This is a genomic window from Pseudomonas sp. YY-1 (assembly GCF_002843095.1).
In the GTDB taxonomy this organism is placed as follows: domain Bacteria; phylum Pseudomonadota; class Gammaproteobacteria; order Pseudomonadales; family Pseudomonadaceae; genus Aquipseudomonas; species Aquipseudomonas sediminis_A.
The window spans coordinates 106,999-131,420 of sequence record NZ_PJLX01000003.1 but is presented as its reverse complement, the minus strand read 5'-3'; the positions used below and the strand labels follow the sequence as shown (position 1 = coordinate 131,420).

Here is a 24,422-nt window from a genome sequence, read left to right as displayed (position 1 = left end):
TTCTCACTTCAGTGAAATGGTCATGTTCGGGCCATCGCCGAGCGGTGTGTCGTCGAACCAGCGGCTGGTCACGGTCTTGGTCTCGGTGTAGAAACGCACCGCCTGCTTGCCGTAGGCGTGCAGGTCGCCGTAGAACGAGCCCTTCCAGCCAGTGAAGGAGAAGAACGGCAGCGGTACCGGAATCGGGACGTTGATACCCACCTGGCCGACTTCAACCGCGTGCTGGAAATGCCGAGCAGCGCCTCCGGAGCGGGTGAACAGGCTGGTGCCGTTGCCATAGGGGCTGGCGTTGACCAGTTCGATGGCTTCTTCCAGGGTCGCAACCTCCATGCACACCAGCACCGGGCCGAAGATTTCCTCGCGGTACAGGCCCATCTCCGTGGTCACGCCACGGAACAGCGTTGGCCCGACCCAGTTGCCGTTCGGGTAACCGTCTACCTTGCATTGCGAGCCGTCGAGCAGACACTCGGCGCCTTCGGCCTTGCCTTGTTCGATCAGGTGCAACACGCGCTGGCGTGCCTGCGGGCTGATCAGCGGGCCGTAGGCGGCGCCGCTGTCCTGCCAATGACCAGGGCGCAGCGCGGCCATCTGTTCGGCCAGCTCATCGATCCATTGTTTCGATTCACCGACGAACACCGCCACGCTGATGGCCATGCAGCGCTGCCCGGCGGCGCCACAACTGGCGCCGAGCAGATTGCTGATCACTTGATCCTTGGGTGCATCCGGCATGATCACCATGTGGTTCTTCGCCCCGGCAAAGGCCTGCACGCGCTTCAGGTGCTGTGTGCCGGTGCGATAGACATGTTGGCCCACCGCGACTGAACCGACGAAGGACACCGCGCGTACCAGCGGATGCACCAGCAGCGCATCGACCTGCTCACGCCCGCCATGCAGCACCTGCAGCACGCCGGCCGGCGCGCCGGCTTCGAGGAACAACTCGGCAAGACGATTGGGCGTCATCGGGTCCTGTTCCGAGGGTTTGAGAATGAAGCTATTGCCGCAGGCGATGGCCAGCGGAAACATCCACAGAGGGATCATCGCCGGGAAGTTGAACGGGGTGATGCCGACGCACACGCCCAGCGGCTGGATCCAGCTGGCGGTGTCGATCTCGCGGGCGACGTTCTCCACCGTCTCGCCCATCATCAGGCTGGCGATATTGGCTGCATGTTCGGCCACTTCGATGCCGCGCCAGACGTCGCCCTTGGCGTCGGCGAAGGTCTTGCCGGTTTCCGCCGCGAGAATCTCCGCCAGCTCGTCGTGGTGTTCCTTGAGCAGGTGCTGGTAGCGCAGCATCAGACGGGCGCGCTCCGATACCGGCACCTCGCGCCAGGCGAGGAAGGCTTTCTGCGCACCGGCCACCGCAGCCTCGATTTCCTCGGCAGTGGCCTTGGGGGCGAGGGCGATCACCTCTTGGGTGGTCGGGTCGGTGACTTCGATCAGCTCACGAGCCTGGCTGGTTTGCCATTGGCCGTCGATCAGTTGCGGTAGCGTGCGGGGCATGGTCGCCTCCTGTTGTTCTTGTATGGGACCTTTTATAGCCATTGGATGCCCGTTTGTGGATTGACGATCTTGGGCTTGGGATGGACGATCTTGTCATTCGGTCAGAGCGGCAAGGAGTGGTGTGGTGGGAATGCGGGTGGAAACCTCCAATTGGCCGTTGCCTGTCGGTGGGCAACGCTTCATCACGCCACCGCGCCTGCGCCGCCTGCTGGCGCGCCATGCCTTGAGCGCTGGGTGCTATCCATTGGCCATAGGCTTCTACCCCGATGCAACCGGTCACCAGATGCGCCGCGCGCAACCGGATGATCATCTGCTGATCTACTGCCGCTCGGGCAAGGGGTGGTTGGAAACATCGGATGGACGATTTGAGGTCGCTGCTGGCGATTTGCTGCTGCTGCCCAAGGACGCTGCGCATGCCTATGGCGCTGACCTTCATAACCCTTGGACGATCTACTGGGTGCACTTCGACGGCTGCTTTGGCGAAGACTTCCTGCGCCTGCTGGGCACGCAAACGCTGCGGCGCATCGGCGTGCAGCCCCGGCTGATCGGCGATTTCGAGGCGTTGCTGGGCTTGCAGCGCCAGGGCCTCAACATCTTGCCCTTCATCCACGCTGCGCACCGTTTGCAGGCGATGCTCAGCTCGCTGGCCGTGCTGCCGGCGCGGGTCAACCTCAAGTCCGGCCGCGTGCTGGATGTCGAGGCGGTGCAGGCGGTGATGCGCGAGCATCTGCATGGCAGCCTCAACCTCGATGAGCTGGCTGCACAGTTCAAGCTGTCGCGCTTTCATTTCGCCAAGACCTACCGCGCGCTGACCGGCCATGCGCCGATCCAGGACTTCATCCAGTTGAAGATGGCCCTGGCCTGCCGTCTGCTCGATCGTGGCGACGCCGAAGTGCGCCAGGTCGCCGAGCAGCTTGGCTACGACGATCCCTATTACTTCTCACGGCTGTTTCGCAAGGTGGTGGGCATGGCGCCCAGTCATTACCGGGCACTGCATCAGGGGTAGGTGAGGGCCCGACATATCTTGCTCGGGGCAGGTTGCGCCCTGAGTACCGCCTGGGTATTCAAGGCAACGTGATCTATCGGCCAGAGGCGCTCAGGCCAGCATGCGCAGCCACAGCTGTTGCTCGGCCAGTAGCTCTTCGCGCAGGCTGGCCAGTGGTTGTTCAAACCCCAGCCGGCGCTGCGCGGGCAGGGGCTCGGACAGGTTCGCCGGTTGTATCTGCAACGCGCTGGCCAGCAGCACCAGGTCGGTCAGGTCGGCTTCGCCGTCGTGATCGTGCAGCCATTTGTTACGTTGCCTGGCGCACTCGATCAGCGTGGTCGGTACCTGCCAGCGTGTCAGCACCAGTGCACCGATGTCGCCGGAGAGGTAATCGCAGAGCCCATCCAGGTGCTCGGCATCACGCGGGAAGTCCTGCCAGTGCTCCAGCTCCGCGAGCAATGGCAGGCTGCCGATATCCTGCAGCAGGCCTGCGAGCATGGCTTCATCGAGTGGCTGGTTGCAGCGCTGCGCCAGGGCGGCACAGAACGCGGCACGTTCGCGAGCCTTGCGCCAGCGCTGGCGGAAGGCTTGCTGCAAGGCTTTTTCCTTGCTGGAGAAGAGATTACGCGCGGTGAACCCCAGTACCAGGGTGCCGAGTTGGCGAGTGCCGATTCGGGCGAGCAGGTCGCGCATCGACACGCAGGGCCGAGCGCCACGAATCAACGGGCTTTCGGCGAACTGCATGAGATAGGCGGCCAGCGGGGGATCACTGTTGATCACCCGCGCCAGTTGTTCCAGCGAGGTGCGTGGGTCGTCCAGCAGTTGGCGAATGCGCATGGCCGCTTCCGGCATTTGCGGCACTTTTGCCTGACCTTTGAGAAAACGGGTGAGCAGGGCGAAGCGGATTGCTTCGGGGTACAGCGACATGATGGCGGGGGCTTCCGTGGAACCGCAGCGGCGTATTGAGATGCTAGCAGAGCCTTGGCCTAAAGCCGATGCACTGCTGTTGCCTTGACTTGCCCGGCCCCCTTCACTAGCGTGCCTGCACTTGTTTTGACCCTGCAGGAAAACCGCATGACCGACGATCGCATCAAGCTCGAAGCCAGCTGGAAACACGCGCTGCGTGAGGAGTTCGACAAGCCTTACATGAGCGAGCTGCGTGCGTTCCTGCAGGCGGAGAAGGCGGCCGGCAAGGAAATCTATCCGCCGGGCCCACTGATCTTCAATGCGCTCAATTCCACGCCGCTGGATCAGGTCAAGGTGGTGATCATCGGCCAGGACCCTTACCACGGTCCCGGTCAGGCCCATGGCCTGTGCTTCTCCGTGCAGCCGGGCGTGCAGACGCCGCCGTCGCTGGTGAATATCTACAAGGAGCTCAAGCGCGACCTCAATATCGACATCCCGGCCCATGGTTACCTGCAGAGCTGGGCCGATCAGGGCGTGCTGCTGCTCAACACCTCGTTGACCGTCGAGCGCGCCAACGCCGGCTCGCACGCGGGCAAGGGCTGGCAGTTCTTTACCGACCGGGTGATCGAAGTGGTCAGCGAGCATCAGGACAAGCTGGTGTTCCTGCTCTGGGGCAGCCACGCCCAGGGCAAGCAGCGCCTGATCGACCCGACCAAGCACCTGGTGCTGCGCTCGCCGCACCCGTCACCGTTGTCGGCGCATCGCGGCTTCATTGGTAACGGTCACTTCAGCCGTTGCAATCAGTTCCTCAGCCAGAATGGCATGACGCCCATCGACTGGCGCTTGCCGGCGCTCTGAGCCCGCTGCCGACGAGTCCTGCTTAGCGCCGCGCAACTGCCTGATCAGCCGTGCATTGCTGCGCAGCCAGATCGGCGTGAAGGCTTTTCAGGCGCTTGTCGGCTCGCGCCATCTGTTTTGAGTCAGCCTGGGCGACCAGGTCGACGATCATCTCGGCCATCGCCTGACGATTCTTATCAAAGCTGGCCTGGTAGGCGCTGGTGTAGAAACGCTCGCGCTGTTGCAGCAGGGCGGTCATGCGCGCAGCGAAGTCGTCGCCACGGCGCACTTCCAGCGCCTCACGCAGCGCCTGCTGCCAGGCAATGCGGTTTTCCAGCCAGACCTGATTCTGTTCACCCAAGCCCTGTGCCCAGCTCTGCACCAGCTCGCGCTGCTCGGGGTTCAGGGTGCCGAACCAGGGTTGCAGACGCTCTTCCATACGCTCGGCGCGACGGCTGATCTGCTCCTGCACGGGCGGCTCGAGAAACTCCTCACGCAGCTTGGTGTTCTGCTCGTCCATGGCCGCCAATAGCTGATCGACCTGACGCGGGCTGAGGCCACGCAGCAGCTCGATGGTGCTGGGGGTTATTTCCACGGCGATGCGTTGCATGGCTTGTTCGAAGTCGGCCAACTGGCTGGCCATCAGCTCGCTGTCACGGCTGCTCAGTGCCTGCTGGCTGCGTTGCAGCCAGTCGAGATAGCGCGGCAGCTCGACGCTGCAATGCCAGGCCAAATGTTCTTGCAGCTGGGGTTTGAGCCAGGCGCTCTGTTCGCTGGTCAGTGCTACATAGTCGCTGAGCTTCCATGGGATCAGCCAATCGAGGTTGCGATAGGCCAGGCCGACACGGCTGCACGCGCCCAGCAGCAGGGTGATGGCCAATAGCAGGAGCAGAGGCTTGCGCATGATCTGGGCTCGCGAGGGCAGAGTTGTTGAGACTAATACTCGGTACATTTGACGCAAGAGGGTGGAAATATTCGCTTAAGAGTTCGGTGATGTGAGGTTTGGATCGGGCTCAAAAGGAGAGGTTCTTTGCATGGGTTGGGAAAATGCGGATTGATACCGGACTAGTAAGTTTGTGTGCGTATTGCTCAGGGGACTTAGCACTCTCCATTAGTGCGTGCGCCGAACGTTTGGGTTGCGCCCCTCACGGGCGCCACACCTTTCTTGCTTGCCCAAGAAAGGTGTGCCAAAGAAGGGCACCCCGACATCCGGGTTTCGCTGCGCGAAACTTCCCTCGCTTCGGTGCTGCTCCGGGGGCCGGCTTACAAGGGCCATCCCTGGCCCTTTAAGCCTCTCGCCGCATCCATGCGGCTCGCTCCCCTACGCAACACCTCCGCTCGGCCTCCTGAAGGGGACCAGTTCGCGAGCCTGCGTAATCTTTGCGTAATTAAACTCAGCGGCGTCTGGCTTTTGCTTTTTCACCACGATCTCACTGATGACGCCCAAGTCCCCTTCAGGAGGCCGAGTGGAATCACCGCGTAAGGGGTTGAGCGACATGGATGTCGCGAGAGCCACGATGGGCCAGGGATGGCCCTTCGTGGCGCGCCCCTGGAGGGGGTGATGGAGCGAGGGAACCCCGGCGTAGCAGGGCGGGGGCGCCTAGCTCGGATGTCGGGGTACCCTTCTCTTTGGTTACTTTCTCTTGGGCAAACAAGAGAAAGTGACCCGCCCGTGAGGGGCGAAACCAAGACGAAAGATCGACACGTCAATGATCTTTGCTCGGACGTAAATAGCGCAAAAAACACACAAATTTACTAGTCCAGTGTCAAACGCATCCAAATAGGAATAACCAATAAAAAACCGCCCCGAAGGGCGGTTCCGATGTCGCTGGTAACGCTTAGCCGCCAAGGTAGGCGTCGCGTACCTTGGGGTCGTTGAGCAGTTCTTCACCGCTGCCGCGCATGACGATATGGCCGTTCTCCAGCACGTAGCCGCGATCTGCCAGTTTCAGCGCCTGGTTGGCGTTCTGCTCGACCAGGAACACGGTCACGCCGTCTTTGCGCAGTTGCTCGATGATGTCGAAGATCTGCTGGATGATGATCGGCGCCAGACCCAGCGACGGCTCGTCGAGCAGCAGCAGGTTGGGCTTGCTCATCAACGCACGACCGATGGCGAGCATTTGCTGCTCGCCGCCGCTCATGGTGCCGGCGCGCTGGGCGAAGCGTTCCTTCAGGCGCGGAAACAGGTGCAGGACCTTGTCCAGTTGCTCCTGATTGTCCGCCTTGTCACCGAAGAAACCGCCCATGGCCAGGTTTTCCTCGACGGTCAGGCGGGCGAACACGCGACGGCCTTCCGGCACGATGGCGATGCTCTTGCGCATGATCTCCGGGGTATCCATGCCCACCAGCTCTTCGCCCAGGTAGCGGATGCTGCCACTGGTGGCGCGCGGGTTGCCGCACAGGGTCATCAGCAGGGTCGACTTGCCGGCGCCGTTGGCGCCGATCAGGGTGACGATCTCGCCTTTCTGCACTTCGATGCTGACCTCGTGCAGGGCCTGGATCTTGCCGTAGAAGGTTGAGACGTTATTGAAGCTCAGCATGGATTACGCCTCCCCCAGATAGGCTTTGATCACGTCCGGGTTGTTGCGGATGTCGTCCGGCGTGCCGTCGGCCAGGGGAGTGCCCTGGTTGATCACGTAGATGTGGTCGGAAATGCTCATCACCAGCTTCATGTCGTGCTCGATCAGCAGTACGGTGACGTTGTGTTCGTCGCGCAGCACGCCGATCAACTCTTTCAGGTCTTCCGTTTCGCGCGGGTTCAGACCAGCGGCTGGCTCGTCGAGCATGAGGATGCTCGGACGGGTCATCATGCAGCGGGCGATTTCCAGGCGACGTTGTTGACCGTAGGCGAGTGTGCCGGCTTCGCGATTGGCAAAGTCCACCAGGTTGACCTTCTCCAGCCAGTAGCCGGCAAAGTCCATGGCTTCACGTTCGCTGCGGCGAAAGCTTGGCGTCTTGAACAGGCCCGCCAGGTAGCTGGTGTTGAGGTGGCGGTGTTGGGCGATCAGCAGGTTTTCCACTGCGGTCATGTCCTTGAACAGACGCACGTTCTGGAAGGTGCGCACTACGCCCTTGCGCGCGATCTTGTGCCCCGGCAGGCCTTCGATTGCTTCGCCGTTGAGACGGATGCTGCCCGAACTCGGCTGGTAGAAACCGGTCAGGCAGTTGAATACGGTGGTCTTGCCGGCGCCGTTCGGGCCGATCATCGAGACCACCTGCTTTTCCTTGACGTTCAGGCCCACCCCGTTGACGGCCAGCAGACCGCCGAAACGCATGGACAGGCCGCTTACTTCGAGAATCGTGCGGCTCATCGCTTCAGCTCCAGGTGGGGACGTTGCATCGGCAGCAACCCTTGCGGGCGCCAGATCATCATGAAGATCATGACCAGGCCGAAGATCAGCATGCGGTACTCGCTCAGCTCACGCATTTCCTGCAGCATCACCATGACGATGGCAGCGAGGATCACGCCCAGCTGCGAGCCCATGCCGCCGAGCACGACGATGGCGAGGATCATCGCTGACTCGATGAAGGTGAACGACTCCGGCGTCACCAGACCCTGGCGCGCAGCGAAGAAGCTGCCGGCGAAACCGGCCAGGCTGGCGCCGATGGTAAAGGCCGAGAGCTTGATCACGGTGGGGTTCAGGCCCAGCGCGCGGCAGGCGATTTCGTCTTCACGCAGTGCTTCCCAGGCGCGGCCGATCGGCATACGCAGCAGGCGGTTGACCAAAAACAGGGTCAGCAACACCAGCAGCAGGGCGATCAGGTAGAGGAAGATCACCTTGTACTGCGAGTTGTAGGCGATTTCGAAGTAGCCATGGAAGGTCGGCATGTCGGCCGGCACACGGCGCTCGAAGGACAGACCGAACAGCGTCGGTTTGTTCTCGTTGGCGATGCTCAGGCCGTTGGGGCCACCGGTCAGTTCGGTGAGGTTACGCAGCAGGATGCGGATGATCTCGCCGAAGCCCAGGGTCACGATGGCCAGGTAGTCGCCGCGCAGGCGCAGCACCGGGAAGCCCAGGAGGAAGCCGAACAGCGCAGCCATCATGCCGGCCAGCGGCAGACAGAGCCAGAAGCCCAGACCGAAGTAGTGGGCCAGAATCGCGTAGCTGTAGGCGCCGACGGCGTAGAAGCCGACGTAGCCCAGATCGAGCAGGCCGGCGAGGCCGACCACGATGTTCAGGCCGAGGCCGAGCATCACGTAGATCAGGATCAGCGTGGCGATATCCACCGAACCGCGGCTGGCGAAGAACGGCCACACCAGCGCCACCATAACCATCGCCAGAATGATCCAGCGCTGGGTGGAGGGTAGGGTGAGGAAGTTACCGATCTCGCCGGAACCGCTGGGCAGCTTGGGCAGTTTGGCCCAGGCCGGGGTCAGCCGGTCGCGCAGCAATTGCCAGAGGAAAATCAGCGTAGCAGCGCCGCCGATACACCAGAGTTCGAAGGCGGTGGCGCCTTCCACGCGCAGGCTGATGCCGACGGTGGAGAGTTTCAGGCCAAGTACCGGGTAGGAAATGATCAGCACCAGCAGGGCGCTGAAAACCGCGGATTTGAGATTCTTGGTAATAGCGGTGCTCATACTTTTTCCACCTCGGGACGGCCGAGGATGCCGGTCGGGCGGAACAGCAGCACCAGCACCAGCAGGCTGAATGCAACGACGTCCTTGTATTGATCACCGAAGATATCGGCGCCGAAGGCTTCAGCCACGCCCAGCAGCAGGCCGCCGAGCACCGCGCCAGGAATGCTGCCGATACCACCGAGTACCGCAGCGGTGAAGGCCTTGATGCCGGCGAGGAAGCCCAGGTGCGGGTTGATCACTCCGTAGTTCATGCCCAGCAGTACCGAGGCGATGGCAGCCAGTGCCGCACCGATGACGAAGGTCAGGGCAATGATGTTGTTGGTATTGATACCGAGCAGGTTGGCCATCTTCAGGTCTTCGGCGCAGGCGCGGCAGGCGCGGCCCAGGCGAGAACGGGAGATGAACAGGGTCAGACCGATCATGGTGACGAAGGTGACGATGAAGATCAGCACCTGCATGTAGGACACCACCACGCCGTTGGCCGCGCTTTCACCGAGGATGAAATTGCCGGGCAGCAGGTTGGGAATGGCTTTGTCCTTGGAGTCTTGCGAAAGCAATATCGCGTTCTGCAAGAAGATCGACATACCGATCGCGGAGATCAGCGGGATCAGACGGTTGCCGCCGCGCAGGGGGCGGTAGGCCACCCGTTCGATGCTGTAGCCGTAGGCGCTGGTGACGATCATGGTGGCAGCGAAGGCCGCGATCATCACGAAGGGCACTGCTTCCAGGCCGAACATGGCGAGGCCGGCGATAACGGTGAAGGCTACGTACGAGCCAATCATGTAAACCTCGCCGTGGGCGAAGTTGATCATGCCGATGATGCCGTAGACCATGGTGTAGCCGATGGCGATCAGGGCATAGGTACTGCCAATGGTCAGGCCATTGATCAGCTGTTGTAGGTAGTGATAAAGATCAGGCATTGCCTAACTCCTGGGCAGCGCGTAAAGCGGCGCTTGTGGCGCAGCGCGAGGCCGGAATTCTTCTAATAAACAAAGCCCACTGCTCGCGCAGTGGGCTTTGGCTCAGACAGGAAGCTTACTTGGCTTCGGACTTGGTGCCGTCCTGGTGCCACTCGTACACCACGAAGCTGAAGTCCTTCAGGTCACCCTTCTCGTCGAAGCCCAGGGAACCGGTAGGGGTGTCGAAGCTGTTGGCGCGCAGTGCAGCCGCTACCTTGGCGGTATCGGTGTCGCCTGCCTTCTCGATGCCTTCGGCGATGACTTGAACGGCAGCGTAGGCCGGGAACACGAACGGACCGCTCGGGTCTTCGTTCTTGGCCTTGAAGGCCTCGACCAGCGCCTGGTTCTTCGGATCCTGGTCGAAGGACTTCGGCAGGGTGACCAGCAGGCCTTCGGAAGCCGGGCCAGCGATGGCCGAGATTTCCTTGTTACCCACGCCTTCCGGACCCATGAACTTGACGTTCAGGCCACGCTCTTTGGTCTGGCGCAGCAGCAGGCCCAGCTCTGGGTGGTAGCCGCCGTAGTAGACGAAGTCGACGCCTGCCTGGTTGAGCTTGGCAATCAGCGCGGAGAAGTCCTTATCGCCGGCGTTGATGCCTTCGAACAGGGAAACCTTCACGCCTTTGCTTTCCAGGGTCTGCTTGACCGCGGTGGCGATACCTTCGCCGTACTGCTGCTTGTCGTGGATGACAGCAACGTTCTTCGGCTTGATGTGGTCGGCGATGAAGTTACCGGCGGTCGGGCCTTGCAGGCTGTCCAGACCGATGGTGCGGAAGACCAGCTCGTAGCCACGAGCGGTGATGTCCGGGCTGGTGGAAGCCGCGGTGATCATCAGGATGCCTTCGTCTTCGTAGATGTCCGAAGCCGGCTGAGTGGAGCTGGAGCACAGGTGACCAACCACGAACTTGACGCCGTCGTTGACGATTTTGTTGGCCACGGCAACGGCCTGCTTCGGATCGCAAGCGTCGTCGTAGACCACGCCTTCGAGCTGGGCGCCGTTCACGCCGCCGGCCTTGTTGATCTGCTCGATGGCCATCTTGGCGCCGATGAATTGCATCTCACCGTATTGAGCAACAGCACCGGTCACCGGACCGGCCAGGCCGATCTTGATGTTGTCGGCCGCCATCGAATAGCTGGCCGCCCCCGCCAGTGCCATTGCAGCGAACAGCTTGGAAATCTGCTTAGTAGCCTTGTTCATGAGTGCTCCACTCTTGTGTTTTTCGTTGTTGTAGTTCTTGCGGCCGAAGCTGCAGAACCGGGTCAGTGACCCCGGTAATGCCTCCGGCAACTGTACCGGAACAGTGTAGAGCGCGGATTTGCGCCTTGAAAAGCCGGCAGCTGGAGGCGAAACGTGGGGTTGTCGCTAAATTGCAAGGAATGTATAGAAAAACGGCGTGGCCTGGGTCGGCTGGCGAGCGTCGCGCGTTTGCCAGGGCAATTGCCGACGCTATCATTGCGCGCCTGCATTCAAAGCCATCGACACGGGACACACCATGACGGATCAATCTAGCACCCTCTATGCCAAGCTGCTCGGTGAGACAGCGCCGATTCGTTGGCAGGAACTGCAGCCGTTCTTCGCTCGCGGTGCGCTACTCTGGGTCGAGGGTGGCGAGGATCTGGTGGCGGTCGCGCAGGCCGTGGCCGAGAACGATCAGGCTCGCGTTGCGCAATGGATGAACCAAGGCCTGTTGTGCAAGCTCGAAGACTCACGCGCCGAAGACCTGCTTTCGCGTGATCCGCAGTTGTGGGCAGTCGTGGTCGCCCCCTGGGTGTTGGTACAGGAACGAGCAGGGGATTCGGCCCTGCACTGAAATAGCGCGCTGCTGGGCTGTGAGCACCGAGCTAGACTCTTCGCATGCTCCCGGGAGGGAGCCCTTGCAGCGCTATGGCAAAGGAGTGAGCCCCATGTTCGAACCTGGTCATCTGCATCGCAGCAACCCGCTCGGTCTGGGCGGGCAACCTGGTTACAGCATCGATTTCTACTATGAGGTGCGCAAGGACTCGCAAGAAGGGCCCATGCTGCATGGGCGCCTGGTGGGCGAGATAGAGGGCAGGGCATTCGAGGAAGTCTTCGAGATGCATCGCGATACCGCGTTCAACTTCGCCAGCGTGATCTCCCGCCTGGTGGCCAAGCATGGCTTGCCGCCCAATCACAGCCCGATCATGCGTGCCCATGCCGAATACGATGCGATCTTCGAGGACATTCGCGCCAAGCTGCACGCCAAGCCGGGTGAAGCGGTGGACCTCGACCACCTGGAGCGCGACGGCCTGGCGTAACCCTATGGCTGTTCGAGGACGAAAAAAAACCGGATGCTGAGATCCGGTTTTTCATTTTCGGGGGCGTATTTCAGGCTGCGACGAAACCTGCAGGGTAGGCCAGCGAGGCTTGGCTACTTTGCACTTCGGCGATGGTTTCGCGTACGACCTGCTTGGCCAGGCAAGCGCACTTGCCACACTGGCTGGCGATGCCGAGTGTGCCGCGTACTTCACGATAGCTGCAGCAGCCCTCGTAGACCGCATCGCGGATTTGAGTATCGGTGACACCTTCACAGAGGCAGACGTACATAAGCAAGGCTCGTCTTGATGGTTCTGTTCGATGGATCGGATACTAATGTTAATGAGAATGCTTGTCAAAGATCTATTGCGAATGCTCGCAGTGTCTGACGAACGGTTTTCGGCCGTTGGCCAGACATTAAAAAACCGGCCTGGGCCGGTTTTTTAATGTACGCGAGAGATTGCGTGTTACTGATCGAACTCGTCCCAGCCGCCCATTTCCTTCCAGCGGTTGACGATGCCGCAGAACAGCTCAGCGGTCTTCTCGGTGTCGTAGCGCGCCGAGTGTGCTTCCTTGCCATCGAACTCGATACCGGCGGTCTGGCAGGCTTTGGCCAGCACGGTCTGGCCATAAGCGAGACCGGCGAGGGTCGCGGTGTCGAAGCTGGAGAACGGATGGAAGGGATTGCGCTTGATGCCACAGCGCGCCACCGCGGCATTGAGGAAACCCAGGTCGAAGCTGCTGTTATGGCCGACCAGGATCGCGCGCTTGCAGCCAGCCGATTTGATCGACTTGCGCAGGCCCTTGAAGATTTCCCCCAGCGCGTGCTCCTCGCTGACGGCCATGCGCAGCGGATGGTCGAGCTTGATGCCGGTGAATTCCAGCGCGGCTTGTTCGATATTGGCGCCTTCGAAGGGTTCGATGCGGAAGAAGTGGGTGTGATCCGGATACAGAAAGCCGCTCTCGTCCATGGCGATGGTGGTCGCGGCGATTTCCAGCAGGGCATCGGTGGCGCAGTTGAAACCGCCGGTCTCCACATCCACCACAACCGGCAGATAACCGCGAAAGCGCGCTGCCATGGGCGTGCGCGGGCCGGACGGCAGGCTCGGCTCGAGTTCGTCGTCGTAGTTGTCTTCGCTCACGCCTGAGCCTCCAGCAATTTCCAGCGCAGGGTTTCGCCAGCGCGCAGCGGCACCACGCTGTTGTCGCCCAGCGGCAGAGTAGCCGGTACGGTCCACTCTTCGCGTACCAGGGTGATGCTGTCGCTGTTGCGCGGCATGCCGTAGAAGTCCGGGCCGTGGAAGCTGGCGAAGGCTTCCAGCTTGTCCAGCGCGTTGCGCTGTTCGAAGGCTTCGGCATACAGCTCGATGGCTGCATAGGCGGTGTAGCAGCCGGCGCAGCCGCAGGCGGCTTCCTTGGCGTGCTTGACGTGTGGCGCCGAGTCGGTGCCGAGTAAGAACTTGGCGTTACCGCTGGTGGCCGCGTCGAGCAGGGCTTCCTGGTGCACATTGCGCTTGAGAATCGGCAGGCAATAGAAGTGCGGGCGAATGCCGCCGACCAGCATGTGGTTGCGGTTGTACAGCAGGTGATGCGCGGTGATGGTGGCGCCGACGTTGGCCGAGGTGGCCTCGACGAACTGCACCGCGTCGCGGGTAGTGATGTGCTCGAACACTACTTTCAGTGTCGGGAAGCGCTCGACCACACGGGTGAGGTGCTCGTCGATGAAGGCTTTCTCGCGGTCGAACACGTCGATCTCGGCGCGAGTCACTTCGCCATGCACCAGCAGCAGCATGCCGACTTCGGCCATGGCTTCGAGGGCCGGGAAGATCTTGTCGATGCTGGTGACGCCCGAGTCGGAATTGGTGGTGGCGCCGGCCGGATAGAGCTTGGCGGCATGCACGAAACCGCTGGCCTTGGCCGCACGCACGTCCTCGGGGCTGGTGTTGTCGGTGAGGTAGAGCACCATCAGCGGCTCGAAGCGGCTGCCAGCTGGGCGTGCAGCGAGAATACGCTGACGATAGGCATCGGCCTCGGCGGCATTGCGTACCGGCGGTACCAGGTTGGGCATGATGATGGCGCGGCCGAAAGTGCGCGCGGCATCGCCGACGGTGTGTGGCAGCACCGCGCCGTCGCGCAGGTGAATGTGCCAGTCATCGGGACGCAGGAGAGTCAGGCGGTCGGACATGGAGGCTTCCAGGCGGGTAAAACGTGGCCGCATGGTAACTGAAAAGCGCCTGTTCGCGCTCGCGCCGACGCGACAATCGCGCGCAGGGTGTCAAGTTTCCGCGCGCCTGACCGATACCCCGTGAGAATGCCGTGAACCGCCGTGGAGTCGACCGTGCGTGCGCCCAATTTCCTTCTGATCAGCCTGCTGGCTGGCATGCCCTTGTGCCTGCCAGCGCATGCCATCAGTTTCCAGACGCGGCTGGAAAAGGTGGAGTGGACGGTCGAGGGCGATCAGTTCGAATGTCGCCTGAGTCAGCCGATCAGCAATTTCGGCAGTGGTGAGTTCGTGCGCCGTGCTGGCGAGCAGGTCACCTTCCGCCTCAAGGCGCGTGAGCGCTGGATGGGCGCCGGTTCGGCGACCTTATTGGCGGCGGCGGCGCCCTGGCAGCCAGGACGCGGCGATATCAACCTGGGGGTGGTCAGCGTCGGTAATGGCGAGGTGCCGTTCAACAGCTCGCAGGAGCAGGGCTCGCGCCTGCTCACCGGCTTGCTCGAAGGGCGCAGCCCGGTGGTACGTCACCGCACGCTCAATGGCGGCGATAACCTGGAAGTGCGGCTGCTGCCGGTCAAGTTTCACAAGGCCTATGATGATTACCAGGCCTGTACCGCCAAGCTGCTGCCGGTCAATTTCGATCAGATTCGCCAGGCGCAGATTGGCTTTCCCGGTGGTGGCATTGATCTCGATCCGATGGCCAAGGCCAAGCTCGATATCATCCTCGACTTCGTCAAGGCCGACCCCACCATCAACAGCTTCCAGATCGACGGCCATGCCGACAACAGCGGCAATCGCCTGACCAATCGTGACCTGTCACGCCGCCGCGCGCTGGCCGTGCAGGAGTATCTGGTGGCCGGCGGCATACCGGTCGAGCAGATCACCATGCGCTTTCACGGCGAGCGCTACCCGCTGGTGCCGAACAACAACGAAGCCAATCGCGCCAAGAATCGCCGTGCGACCCTGCGCCTGGATCGTATGCCCGCGTCGGACGCCCCGGTACAGAGCGCACCGCAGACCGCTCCACCGAGCCCCCCGGTTGACCCGGCCGGAAGTACGCCTTCCTAGAAAAAAGGCCGATTCTTCCCGTCGCTTCGTCATCACAAGCTGTCGCGCCCCTGTAAATTGAGGCGCGAGGCCAGTAGAATCACGGGTTTTACCGTACAACCCGTGGAGTGATGGCATGGCGGACGTCAAAAAGGTAGTTCTGGCCTATTCCGGTGGCCTGGACACCTCGGTGATCCTCAAGTGGCTGCAAGATACCTACAACTGTGAAGTGGTGACCTTCACCGCCGATCTCGGCCAAGGTGAAGAGGTCGAGCCGGCCCGCGCCAAGGCTCAGGCAATGGGCGTCAAGGAAATCTACATCGACGACCTGCGCGAAGAGTTCGTCCGCGATTTCGTCTACCCGATGTTCCGCGCCAACACCGTCTACGAAGGCGAGTACCTGCTGGGTACCTCCATCGCCCGCCCGCTGATCGCCAAGCGCCTGATCGAAATCGCCAACGAGACCGGCGCTGACGCCATCTCCCACGGTGCTACCGGCAAGGGCAACGACCAGGTGCGTTTCGAGCTGGGCGCTTATGCGCTGAAGCCGGGTGTGAAAGTCATCGCCCCATGGCGCGAGTGGGACCTGCTGTCGCGCGAGAAGCTGATGGACTACGCCGAGAAGCACGCCATCCCGATCGAGCGCCACGGCAAGAAAAAATCGCCGTACTCCATGGATGCCAACCTGCTGCACATCTCCTATGAAGGTGGCGTGCTGGAAGACACCTGGACCGAGCACGAAGAAGACATGTGGAAATGGACTGTTTCCCCTGAGGCAGCGCCGGACGCACCAACTTATATCGAGCTGACCTACAAGGCCGGTGACATTGTCGCCATCGACGGCAAAGCCATGACCCCGGCCACCGTGCTGGCCGAACTGAATCGCATCGGCGGCGAGAACGGCATCGGCCGTCTGGACATCGTCGAGAACCGCTTCGTCGGCATGAAGTCCCGTGGCTGCTACGAGACCCCCGGCGGCACCATCATGCTCAAGGCCCACCGCGCTATCGAGTCGATCACCCTCGACCGCGAAGTGGCTCACCTGAAAGACGAGCTGATGCCGAAATACGCCAGCCTGATCTACAACGGTTTCTGGTGGAGCCCGGAGCGTCTGATGCTGCAACAGATGATCGACGCCTCCCAGGCCAATGTGAACGGCGTGGTCCGCCTGAAACTGTACAAGGGCAACGTCATCGTCACTGGCCGCAAGTCCGACGATTCGCTGTTCGATGCCAACATCGCGACCTTCGAGGAAGATGGCGGCGCCTACAACCAGCAGGACGCGGCAGGCTTCATTAAGCTCAACGCTCTGCGTATGCGTATTGCTGCAGGCAAGGGCCGCAAGCTGGTCTAAGCTCAGCCACCTGCGCCACAAGAACCCCGGCCATGTGCCGGGGTTCTGCTTTTTAGGAGTACAACCTGATGAGACTGCTGCACACCATGCTGCGCGTCGGCGATCTGGACAAGTCCATTGCCTTCTACACCGAAGTGCTGGGCATGACTTTGCTGCGCCGTAAGGACTACCCGGATGGGCAGTTCACTCTGGCCTTCGTCGGCTACGGCGACGAGGCGCACAACAGCGTGATCGAGCTGACCCACAACTGGGGCGTCGAGCACTACGAGCTCGGCACCGGCTACGGCCATATCGCTCTGGAAGTCGAGGATGTCTACAAGGCCTGCGAGGATATTCGCGGCCGTGGCGGCAAGATCACCCGTGAGCCGGGCCCGATGAAGCACGGCACGAGCATCCTGGCCTTCGTCGAGGACCCGGACGGTTACAAGATCGAACTGCTTTCACCGTCTCGCCGCGTCTGATCGAGACATACGAAAAGCCCCGCAATCAGCGGGGCTTCTTCTGTGCAGCTCGATACTCAGATATCGAAATCGTATTCGGCCAGCTGTTTGTGCAGGCGACGCTCTTCGAGGAAGTTGTCGATGATGCGACGCTTGGTCAGATTGGTCTTGGCGACTTCCACCGCAGGCTCGGTATCGTCCGATTCTTCCGCGACAAAGTCTTCGTCCAGTTCGAGGTCTTCTTTGTCAGTGCTCATCTATTCCACTCCAGGCCAGTGACTGGGGCCATTTGCGCACCTTATAGCGACAAAAATTGAGCGGGTAAAAAAGATTTTTTCAATCAGGAGATCGCCAGATTCTATGGTCGATCAATCGTCGGAGGTTTTCGCCTTGTACTCGCACAGGTCTTCGATGCGGCAGGCGCCACAACGCGGTTTGCGCGCGGTGCAGACGTAGCGCCCGTGCAGGATCAACCAATGGTGGGCGTCGAGCAGGTAATCCTTGGGCACGAACTTGAGCAGCTTCTTTTCTACCTCGACCACGTTCTTGCCTGGCGCGATACCAGTGCGGTTGCTGACGCGGAAAATATGCGTGTCCACGGCCATAGCCAACTGGCGAAACGCCGTGTTGAGTACCACGTTGGCGGTCTTGCGGCCGACGCCGGGCAGGGCTTCGAGGTCTTCGCGGTTGTCCGGCACCACACTGCCGTGCTTCTCGATAAGGAGGCGGCAGGCCTCGATGACGTTCTTCGCCTTGCTGTTGTACAGGCCGATGGTCTTGATGTACTCGGAAAGACCCTCGACGCCCAGGGCGTAGATCGCCTCCGGCGTGTTGGCCACGGGAAACAGCTTGGCCGTGGCCTTGTTGACACTGACGTCGGTGGCCTGGGCCGAAAGCGTTACCGCCACCAGCAGCTCGAAGGGGGTGCTGTAGGCCAGCTCGGTTTTCGGCTCGGGGTTGTCTTCGTGCAGGCGACGGAAGATTTCCTGGCGTTTGGCTGCGTTCATTCTATGACTCCGGTAACGCGAACGCGGCGGCTTTGGGCAGGCTGCTCGGGCGCGGCGGCCTTGGCTCGTTCGGCGGCGATCTGGTCGATGCGGTTCTTGCCGGCGATCAGCAGGCCTAGAACGATGAACGCGCCCGGTGGCAGGATGGCCAGCAGGAAGCCGCGGTAATCGTGCACCAAGGTGAGTTTCCAGTCGGCGGCAATCGGGCCGAACAGCAGGTGCATGTTGGCGAACAGTGCGCCAGTGCCAAGCAGCTCACGGATGGCGCCGATCAGCACCAGCACGGTGCCGAAGCCCAGGCCCATCATCAGGCCGTCGTAGGCGGCGCGGGCCGGATCGTGCTTGGCAGCGAAGCCGTCGGCGCGGCCGAGGATCACGCAGTTGGTGGTAATCAGCGGGATGAAGATGCCGAGGATCTGGTACAGCTCGTAGGTGTAGGCCTGCATCAGCAGTTCGATGCAGGTGGTCAATGCGGCGATGATCATGACGAAGGCGGGCAGGCGCACAGCGGTGTTGACCACGCCGCGTACCAGCGATACGGCGGTGTTCGAGCACACCAGCACCACCGCGCTGGCCAGGGCCAGGCCTAGTGCGTTGACCGTGGAGTTGCTCACCCCAAGTAGCGGGCAGAGGCCGAGCAACTGCACCAGCGCGGGATTGTTCTTCCACAGACCGTTGAGGCTGATTTCGCGATAACTGGTCATTGCTCGTCCTTCGCCAGGCCCAGCAATTGGGCGCGGTGTGTGTCGAAATAGCGCAGGGCGCCATGCACGGCCTTGACCACGGAGCGCGGGGTGATGGTGGCGCCGGCGAACTGGTCGAAGTCGCCGCGATCCTTCTTCACAGCCCAGCCGTCTTCGCCAGGGTTATCCAGGGATTTGCCTTCGAAGCTGCGTATCCAGTCGCTCTTGGCCAGTTCGATCTTGTCCCCCAGTCCAGGCGTTTCCTTATGGCTGAGCACGCGTACGCCAGCCAGGCGGCCATCGGCGAAGATGCCGACCAACAGGTGGATGGCGCCGCTGTAGCCGTCCGGAGCGGTCACCGGCAGGATCAGCGCGCTGGGCTCACCGCTCTTGAGTGCCAGATAGGCTGACTGTGGGCTGCGGTGGCCCAGCTCGGGGGCGTTGAGTTCGATGCGGTTATCCAGCAAGTGATTGTCGTAGCTGCCGGCCGGCAGAATCTCGGCCAGGGCGCGTACCTGAGCTTCGCGCTCGGCATTGGCGATACGCTCGGCTGTGCCCTGTTGCAGCAGGGCGACGGTGCCGACGGTACCGATGGCGAACAGACCGAGTACCAGGGCGTTCTTCAGCATCGAGCGGCTGATTTCCGGCAGCATGCTCATTCTCCCAGCTTAAAGCCACTATTGGGCTTGCGGTGGCCGTAGCTGCGCGGCCGGGTGTAGTAGTCGATGGTCGGCGCCGCCAGGTTCATCAGCAGCACGGCGAAGGCCACTGCATCCGGGTAACCGCCCCAGGTGCGGATCACGTAGACCAGCACGCCGACACCGATGCCGAACACCAGGCGCCCGCGATTGCTGGTAGCGCCGGATACCGGGTCGGTGACGATGAAGAAGGCGCCGAGCATGGTGGCGCCGGTGAGCAGGTGGAACAGCGGCGAGCCGTTGGAGTCCGAACCACTGCCGTTCCAGAACAGCAGGCTCATAACGAACAGCGCGGCGAGCATGCCCACTGGCGCATGCCAGGTGATCAGGCGCTTGTGTAGCAGATACAGGCCACCAGCGAGAAACGCCAGGTTGACCGCCTCGCTGCCGGCTCCGCCGAAATGGCCGAAGGCGGGGTTGCTGGCGTGTAGCTCTTCGATGGTCAGACTTTTGTTCACTTTCAGCGCGTCCAGCGCGGTGGCCTGAGCCCAGCCATCCGGGAGATTGGCGATGCCGAGGATGTGCTTGATGCCGTCCAGTGCAGCGACACCATGCGGCGCGGGCCAACTGGTCATGTCGACGGGGAAGGAGATCAGCACCACCACGTAGCCGACCATGGCCGGGTTGAACGGGTTCTGCCCGAGGCCGCCATAGAGCTGCTTGCCGAAGCCGATGGCGAAGCCGCAGGCGATCAGCGTCAGCCACCAGGGCGAGTAGGGCGGCAGGGCCAGGGCCAGCAACACGGCGGTGACCAGGGCGCTGTAGTCCTTGAGGAAGAACGCCAGCGGACGCTTGCGTGCGGATAGCAGCGCAGCCTCGAAACCCAGGGCGCAGAGGCTGGCCCAGACCAGATTGAACAGGGTGCCGGCGCCGAACAGCCAGGTCAGGGCTAGAATGCCCGGCACGGTGGCCAGCAGCACCTGCAGCATGACCTGCTGGGTACGGTTACTGCCCGTGGCGTGGGGCGATGTGATGCGGGGCAGGGCCATCGGCGCTCCGGTGGTTCTATTGCTGCGTTCTTGGTGATCGCAGTGGTGTTCATTCCCCGGATTGCAGTCCGGGTCGATGTGCCAGCATGCCGGCTTTGTCGTTCTCCCTCTCACGTTTAGGGGAGAGGGCCGGGGAGAGGGGACGGTATACTGGCCCTCTCCCCAACCCCTCTCCCACAAGTGGGAGAGGGGCTTTGATTGTTGTGCTGCCAGCTCCCGAGCCGGATGTCAGGGTTGGTATTCGGCCAGCTTGCGTTCGGCTTCGCTCAGGCGCGTGCGCGCCTGCTCCAGTGCATCGGCAGTGGTGTTGTCGTCACGTTCCAGCTTGCGCAGGTCTGCTCGGGCGAAGGCCACTTCGGTTTTAAAGGCTTTCAGATCAGCATCCACGCCGGGACGTTCGGTGCGCACCAGATCCGGTGCCGGTTTGTCCGAGGCCGCTTCGGCGGCGTGCAGCGCTTGTTCAGCGGCGGCCAGGGCATCGCGCAGCGGTTGCAGTGCGGCGTCGTCGCAGCCGGCCTTCTCGGCCTTCTTCAGTTCGGCGCGTTTCATCGCCAGTTCGATCTTGGCTCTTTTCAGCGCATCGTCGCCGGCGGGTTTGGCGGCTGGTGCCGGCGCCTGGCTCTGCAACTCGGCCAGGGCTTTCTCGGCGGCTTCGAGCTGCTGGCGTACACGGGCGACTTCGGCCTGCTGCTCGTCGTCCGGGTTCTCGATTTTTTCCAGCTTGCGCAATTGTGCCTTGAGCATGGCGGCGTCGATCTTGGCTTTCTTCAGCGCTTCGTCGCCAGCGGGTTTGGCAGCGGCTGTGGGCTTCTGGCTGTCCAACTCGGCCAGGGCCTTCTCGGCGGCTTCCAGTTGCTGGCGCACGCGGGCGATCTCGGCCTGTTGTTCGTCGTCCGGAGTTTCTATCTTCTCCAGCTTGCGCAGTTGCGCCTTGAGCATGGCGGCTTCGATCTTGGCCTTTTTCAGCGCGTCGTCACCGGCCGGTTTGGGCGCCGGGGCTGGTGCTGCTGCCTGGGCATTGGCCAGCGCTTTCTGCGCGGCTTCGGCTGCTGCACGCAGCTCAGTGACCTGCGCCTGCAGTTCGGGCGTGTCGTGGGCGGCCAGCTGTTTCTCTGCCTTCTTCAACGCGACCTGGGCCATGCTGGCTTCGATCTTGAGCTTCTTCAGCGCTTCATCGGCCGGCGCCGCCGCAGCAGCAGGCTGGGCTTCGGCTTGTGCTGCCTTGGCGCGGGCGGCTTTTTCGGCGCGGGCCTTGCGTTCGGCTTCCTTCTGCTCCTCTGCGCGGCGCAGGCGTTCCTGGCGTTGCTCGAAGCGCTGTTTGGAGTGTTCGGCCTTGAGTTGCTTCTGCTCCAGCTCGCGGATTTCCGCCTTGGCCACACGGTAGTACTGCACCAGTGGGATGCTCGACGGGCAGACGTAGGCGCAGGCGCCGCACTCGATGCAGTCGAACAGGTTGTGCGCTTTGAGTTGCTCGTGTTCCTGGCCCAGGGCGAAGAAGTGCAGTTGCTGCGGCAGCAGGCTGGCTGGGCACGCCTGCGCACATTCGCCGCAGCGGATGCAGGGCATGGCCGGCGGCGGTGGCGGTAGTTCGGCGGCGGTGCTGGCCAGCAGGCAGTTGCTGGTCTTGATCAGCGGCACATCGAGACTGGGCAGGGTAAAGCCCATCATCGGCCCGCCCATGATCAGGCGATTGATCTTGCTCGGGTCGAGCCCGGCGAACGCCAGCAGCTCGCCCACCGGCGTGCCGATCAGCGCTTCGACATTGCCGGGGCGCACCAGCGCTTCGCCGGTGAGTGTGGTGATACGCGAGATCAACGGTTTGCCCAGCAGCACGGCGTCGTGGATGGCCACGCAGGTGCCGACGTTCTGGCAAAGGATGCCGATATCGGCGGGCAGGCCGCCGCTGGGCACCTCGACGCCGGTGAGAATCTGGATCAGCTGCTTCTCACCGCCGGACGGGTACTTGGTCGGGAACACTCGCACCTGATAGTCGCGGCCGGCGCAGGCAGCACGTACTGCGTCGATGGCCTCGGGCTTGTTGTCTTCGATGCCGATCAGCACCTGCTGTGGCTGAATCAGGTGGGCGAGCACCTCGATACCAGCCACCAGCTCGGCGGCGCGCTCGCGCATCAGCACGTCATCGGCGGTGATATAGGGTTCGCATTCGGTGCCGTTGATGATCAGTGTGTGGATCTTCTGCGTCGGCCGTGCGGTGAGCTTGACCGCCGTGGGGAAGCCGGCGCCGCCCAGGCCGTTGATGCCGGCCTCGCGGATCAGCGTCAGCAGTTCGGCTGGCTCAAGGCTGCGGTAGTCGGTTGGCGGCGTCAGCTCGATCCACTCGTCCAGGCCCTCGCTGTCGATGACGATGGCTGGTGCCAGCATGCCGGAGGCGTGCGGATAAGGCTGCTCACCGATAAAGGCGATGGTGCCGGAAGTCGGCGCATGCAACGGCACACTGACGAAGCCGTTGGCATTGGCCACCTTCTCGCCCTTGAGCACGCGCTGGCCGACCGCCACGCAGGGTTCGGCGGCAGCGCCGATATGCTGACCAAGCGGCAACACCAGGCGCTTGGGCAGCGGCGCCTGCTGGATCGGTGTGCGGTTGGACAGCTCCTTGCGCTCGGCAGGATGGATACCGCCGGGGATTTCCCAGAACTTTTCCTGCACCGTCATGCCGCCTGCTCCCGGTCACTGGCGATCAACTGGCCGGGTGCCAGCGGCTTGTCCCATTTCCAGCTCTGCACGCTGCTGCCGACTTCGATCATGTCGATGCAGTCCACCGGGCAGGGTTCGACGCACAGGTCGCAGCCGGTGCATTCGCTGACGATCACCGTATGCATCTGCCGCGCCGCGCCGACGATGGCGTCTACCGGGCAGGCCTGGATGCATTTGGTGCAGCCAATGCACTCTGCTTCGCGGATAAACGCGACCATCTGCGGTTTCTCGCCTTCCACCGCGTCCAGTGGTTCCGCCTCGACGTCGAGCAGATCGGCCAGGGCGGCAATGGTGGCTTCGCCGCCGGGTGGGCACTTGTTGATCTTGTCGCCGCCGGCGATGGCCTCGGCGTAGGGTTTGCAACCTGGGTAGCCGCATTGGCCGCACTGGGTCTGCGGCAACAGCGCGTTGATCTGCTCGGCGATGGGGTCACCTTCGACCTTGAAACGCACCGCGGCAAAACCGAGGATGGCGCCGGCGATCAGGCACAGCGCGAGCAGGGCGAGGACGGCGACCAGAACCAGGCTCATAGCTTGATCAGCCCGGAGAAGCCCATGAACGCCAGCGACATCAGCCCGGCGGTGATCATACCGATGGCCGCGCCCTGGAAGGATTTCGGCACGTCGGCGATGGCGATACGCTCACGCATGGCGGCGAACAGCACCAGCACCAGGGAGAAACCCAGGCCGGCGGCGAAGCCATTGACGGTGGCGGTGATGAAGGTGAACTCGGCCTTGTTGGCGTTGAGCAGGGCGACGCCAAGAACGATGCAGTTGGTGGTGATCAGCGGCAGGAAAATGCCCAGCACGCGATAGAGCAGCGGGCTGGTCTTGTTCACCACCATCTCGGTGAACTGCACCACCACGGCGATCACCAGGATGAAGCTGATGGTGCGCAGAAACTCCAGGTCCAGCGGTTTGAGCACGTACTGCTGCACCAGGTAGCTGCACATGGCCGCCAGGGTCAGCACGAAGGTGGTGGCCAGAGACAGGCCGATCGCGGTTTCGATCTTCTTCGACACGCCCATGAACGGGCACAGGCCGAGGAACTGCACCAGCACGAAATTGTTGACCAGGATGGCGCTGACCATGATCAGGACGAGTTCGGTCATCGGATTGCCGTCGAGTGCGCAAAGGCCATAGGAAAAGGGCGCCTATTATCGGGAAGCCGCCCCGGCCATACAAGCCGGATGCGGCGAATTGCCTGCCCTCGGCGACCTCGCGTCACATG

26 protein-coding genes are annotated in these 24,422 nt (G+C 62.4%); 7 read left to right on the top strand and 19 right to left on the bottom strand.

Annotation, left to right across the window (positions count from 1 at the left end; genetic code table 11):
- Positions 1–3 precede the first annotated feature (3 nt).
- Positions 4–1,500 (bottom strand): CoA-acylating methylmalonate-semialdehyde dehydrogenase, encoded by a 1,497-nt coding sequence (locus CXP40_RS05745; RefSeq protein ID WP_106733006.1) that lies wholly within the window; start codon positions 1,498–1,500, stop codon positions 4–6.
- A 130-nt stretch (positions 1,501–1,630) separates the two neighbouring features.
- On the opposite strand from CXP40_RS05745, the gene CXP40_RS05740 reads away from it, so the two are divergent.
- Positions 1,631–2,506, top strand: a complete 876-nt coding sequence (locus CXP40_RS05740; RefSeq protein ID WP_371916936.1) for an AraC family transcriptional regulator — start codon at positions 1,631–1,633, stop codon at positions 2,504–2,506.
- A 90-nt stretch (positions 2,507–2,596) separates the two neighbouring features.
- Here CXP40_RS05740 and CXP40_RS05735 read toward each other — a convergent pair whose 3' ends face one another.
- The gene (locus tag CXP40_RS05735; protein WP_106733004.1) at positions 2,597–3,412 is read right to left on the bottom strand and encodes an HDOD domain-containing protein; all 816 of its coding nucleotides are present in this window, start codon (positions 3,410–3,412) and stop codon (positions 2,597–2,599) included.
- Between the two features lie 147 nt (positions 3,413–3,559).
- Here CXP40_RS05735 and ung point away from each other — a divergent pair, with 147 nt between their 5' ends.
- Complete coding sequence (gene ung, locus CXP40_RS05730; RefSeq protein WP_099522114.1) at positions 3,560–4,249, top strand: uracil-DNA glycosylase; 690 nt, start codon at positions 3,560–3,562, stop codon at positions 4,247–4,249.
- Between the two features lie 22 nt (positions 4,250–4,271).
- On the opposite strand, the gene CXP40_RS05725 is transcribed toward ung, so the two are convergent.
- From CXP40_RS05725 to CXP40_RS05700, 6 genes are all read right to left on the bottom strand, one after another.
- The gene (locus CXP40_RS05725; protein ID WP_106733003.1) at positions 4,272–5,132 is read right to left on the bottom strand and encodes a DUF6279 family lipoprotein; all 861 of its coding nucleotides are present in this window, start codon (positions 5,130–5,132) and stop codon (positions 4,272–4,274) included.
- Positions 5,133–6,066: 934 nt separating this feature from the next.
- Positions 6,067–6,768, bottom strand: coding sequence for an ABC transporter ATP-binding protein (locus CXP40_RS05720; protein ID WP_106733002.1), 702 nt, complete (start codon positions 6,766–6,768; stop codon positions 6,067–6,069).
- 3 nt (positions 6,769–6,771) lie between these two features.
- Complete coding sequence (gene livG, locus CXP40_RS05715) at positions 6,772–7,539, bottom strand: high-affinity branched-chain amino acid ABC transporter ATP-binding protein LivG (RefSeq protein ID WP_099522112.1); 768 nt, start codon at positions 7,537–7,539, stop codon at positions 6,772–6,774.
- Entirely contained in the window at positions 7,536–8,807 is a 1,272-nt protein-coding gene (locus CXP40_RS05710) for a high-affinity branched-chain amino acid ABC transporter permease LivM (RefSeq protein ID WP_371916935.1), read from the bottom strand. Before CXP40_RS05710 ends, livG begins: the two co-directional genes overlap by 4 nt.
- Entirely contained in the window at positions 8,804–9,727 is a 924-nt protein-coding gene (livH, locus tag CXP40_RS05705; protein ID WP_099522111.1) for a high-affinity branched-chain amino acid ABC transporter permease LivH, read from the bottom strand. The genes CXP40_RS05710 and livH overlap by 4 nt, the downstream gene beginning before the upstream one ends.
- Positions 9,728–9,842: 115 nt before the next feature.
- Complete coding sequence (locus tag CXP40_RS05700; RefSeq protein ID WP_064494292.1) at positions 9,843–10,964, bottom strand: branched-chain amino acid ABC transporter substrate-binding protein; 1,122 nt, start codon at positions 10,962–10,964, stop codon at positions 9,843–9,845.
- 295 nt (positions 10,965–11,259) lie between these two features.
- On the opposite strand from CXP40_RS05700, the gene CXP40_RS05695 reads away from it, so the two are divergent.
- Positions 11,260–11,577, top strand: coding sequence for a DUF2288 domain-containing protein (locus CXP40_RS05695; protein ID WP_106733001.1), 318 nt, complete (start codon positions 11,260–11,262; stop codon positions 11,575–11,577).
- A 94-nt stretch (positions 11,578–11,671) separates the two neighbouring features.
- Positions 11,672–12,043, top strand: coding sequence for a DUF5064 family protein (locus CXP40_RS05690; RefSeq protein ID WP_106733000.1), 372 nt, complete (start codon positions 11,672–11,674; stop codon positions 12,041–12,043).
- Between the two features lie 70 nt (positions 12,044–12,113).
- Here CXP40_RS05690 and CXP40_RS05685 read toward each other — a convergent pair whose 3' ends face one another.
- From CXP40_RS05685 to pyrC, 3 genes are all read right to left on the bottom strand, one after another.
- Positions 12,114–12,332: a bacterioferritin-associated ferredoxin gene (locus CXP40_RS05685; protein ID WP_004423711.1), complete on the bottom strand. Its 219-nt coding sequence runs from the start codon at positions 12,330–12,332 to the stop codon at positions 12,114–12,116.
- A 176-nt stretch (positions 12,333–12,508) separates the two neighbouring features.
- Positions 12,509–13,183, bottom strand: coding sequence for a ribonuclease T (gene rnt / locus CXP40_RS05680; protein ID WP_099522109.1), 675 nt, complete (start codon positions 13,181–13,183; stop codon positions 12,509–12,511).
- Complete coding sequence (gene pyrC, locus CXP40_RS05675) at positions 13,180–14,226, bottom strand: dihydroorotase (RefSeq protein ID WP_106732999.1); 1,047 nt, start codon at positions 14,224–14,226, stop codon at positions 13,180–13,182. Before pyrC ends, rnt begins: the two co-directional genes overlap by 4 nt.
- Before the next feature lie 153 nt (positions 14,227–14,379).
- Here pyrC and CXP40_RS05670 point away from each other — a divergent pair, with 153 nt between their 5' ends.
- The 3 genes from CXP40_RS05670 (at position 14,380) to gloA (ending at position 17,121) form a co-directional block, all read left to right on the top strand.
- Positions 14,380–15,327 (top strand): OmpA family protein, encoded by a 948-nt coding sequence (locus tag CXP40_RS05670; protein WP_106732998.1) that lies wholly within the window; start codon positions 14,380–14,382, stop codon positions 15,325–15,327.
- Positions 15,328–15,442: 115 nt separating this feature from the next.
- Complete coding sequence (locus CXP40_RS05665; protein WP_106732997.1) at positions 15,443–16,660, top strand: argininosuccinate synthase; 1,218 nt, start codon at positions 15,443–15,445, stop codon at positions 16,658–16,660.
- Between the two features lie 68 nt (positions 16,661–16,728).
- A complete protein-coding gene (gloA, locus tag CXP40_RS05660; RefSeq protein ID WP_106732996.1) occupies positions 16,729–17,121 on the top strand; it encodes a lactoylglutathione lyase in 393 nt (130 codons plus the stop codon).
- A gap of 56 nt (positions 17,122–17,177) precedes the next feature.
- Here gloA and CXP40_RS05655 read toward each other — a convergent pair whose 3' ends face one another.
- The 8 genes from CXP40_RS05655 to rsxA form a co-directional block, all read right to left on the bottom strand.
- Positions 17,178–17,357: a PA3496 family putative envelope integrity protein gene (locus CXP40_RS05655; RefSeq protein ID WP_106732995.1), complete on the bottom strand. Its 180-nt coding sequence runs from the start codon at positions 17,355–17,357 to the stop codon at positions 17,178–17,180.
- 111 nt (positions 17,358–17,468) lie between these two features.
- Positions 17,469–18,107 (bottom strand): endonuclease III, encoded by a 639-nt coding sequence (gene nth / locus CXP40_RS05650; protein WP_084341346.1) that lies wholly within the window; start codon positions 18,105–18,107, stop codon positions 17,469–17,471.
- The gene (locus CXP40_RS05645; protein ID WP_106732994.1) at positions 18,104–18,811 is read right to left on the bottom strand and encodes an electron transport complex subunit E; all 708 of its coding nucleotides are present in this window, start codon (positions 18,809–18,811) and stop codon (positions 18,104–18,106) included. Before CXP40_RS05645 ends, nth begins: the two co-directional genes overlap by 4 nt.
- A complete protein-coding gene (gene rsxG, locus CXP40_RS05640) occupies positions 18,808–19,443 on the bottom strand; it encodes an electron transport complex subunit RsxG (RefSeq protein ID WP_106732993.1) in 636 nt (211 codons plus the stop codon). The genes CXP40_RS05645 and rsxG overlap by 4 nt, the downstream gene beginning before the upstream one ends.
- Positions 19,444–19,445: 2 nt before the next feature.
- The gene (locus tag CXP40_RS05635) at positions 19,446–20,477 is read right to left on the bottom strand and encodes an RnfABCDGE type electron transport complex subunit D (RefSeq protein ID WP_106732992.1); all 1,032 of its coding nucleotides are present in this window, start codon (positions 20,475–20,477) and stop codon (positions 19,446–19,448) included.
- A 228-nt stretch (positions 20,478–20,705) separates the two neighbouring features.
- A complete protein-coding gene (gene rsxC, locus CXP40_RS05630; protein ID WP_106732991.1) occupies positions 20,706–23,150 on the bottom strand; it encodes an electron transport complex subunit RsxC in 2,445 nt (814 codons plus the stop codon).
- Positions 23,147–23,722: an electron transport complex subunit RsxB gene (gene rsxB / locus CXP40_RS05625; RefSeq protein WP_013714593.1), complete on the bottom strand. Its 576-nt coding sequence runs from the start codon at positions 23,720–23,722 to the stop codon at positions 23,147–23,149. Before rsxB ends, rsxC begins: the two co-directional genes overlap by 4 nt.
- The gene (gene rsxA / locus CXP40_RS05620; protein WP_013714594.1) at positions 23,719–24,303 is read right to left on the bottom strand and encodes an electron transport complex subunit RsxA; all 585 of its coding nucleotides are present in this window, start codon (positions 24,301–24,303) and stop codon (positions 23,719–23,721) included. Before rsxA ends, rsxB begins: the two co-directional genes overlap by 4 nt.
- Positions 24,304–24,422 lie beyond the last annotated feature (119 nt).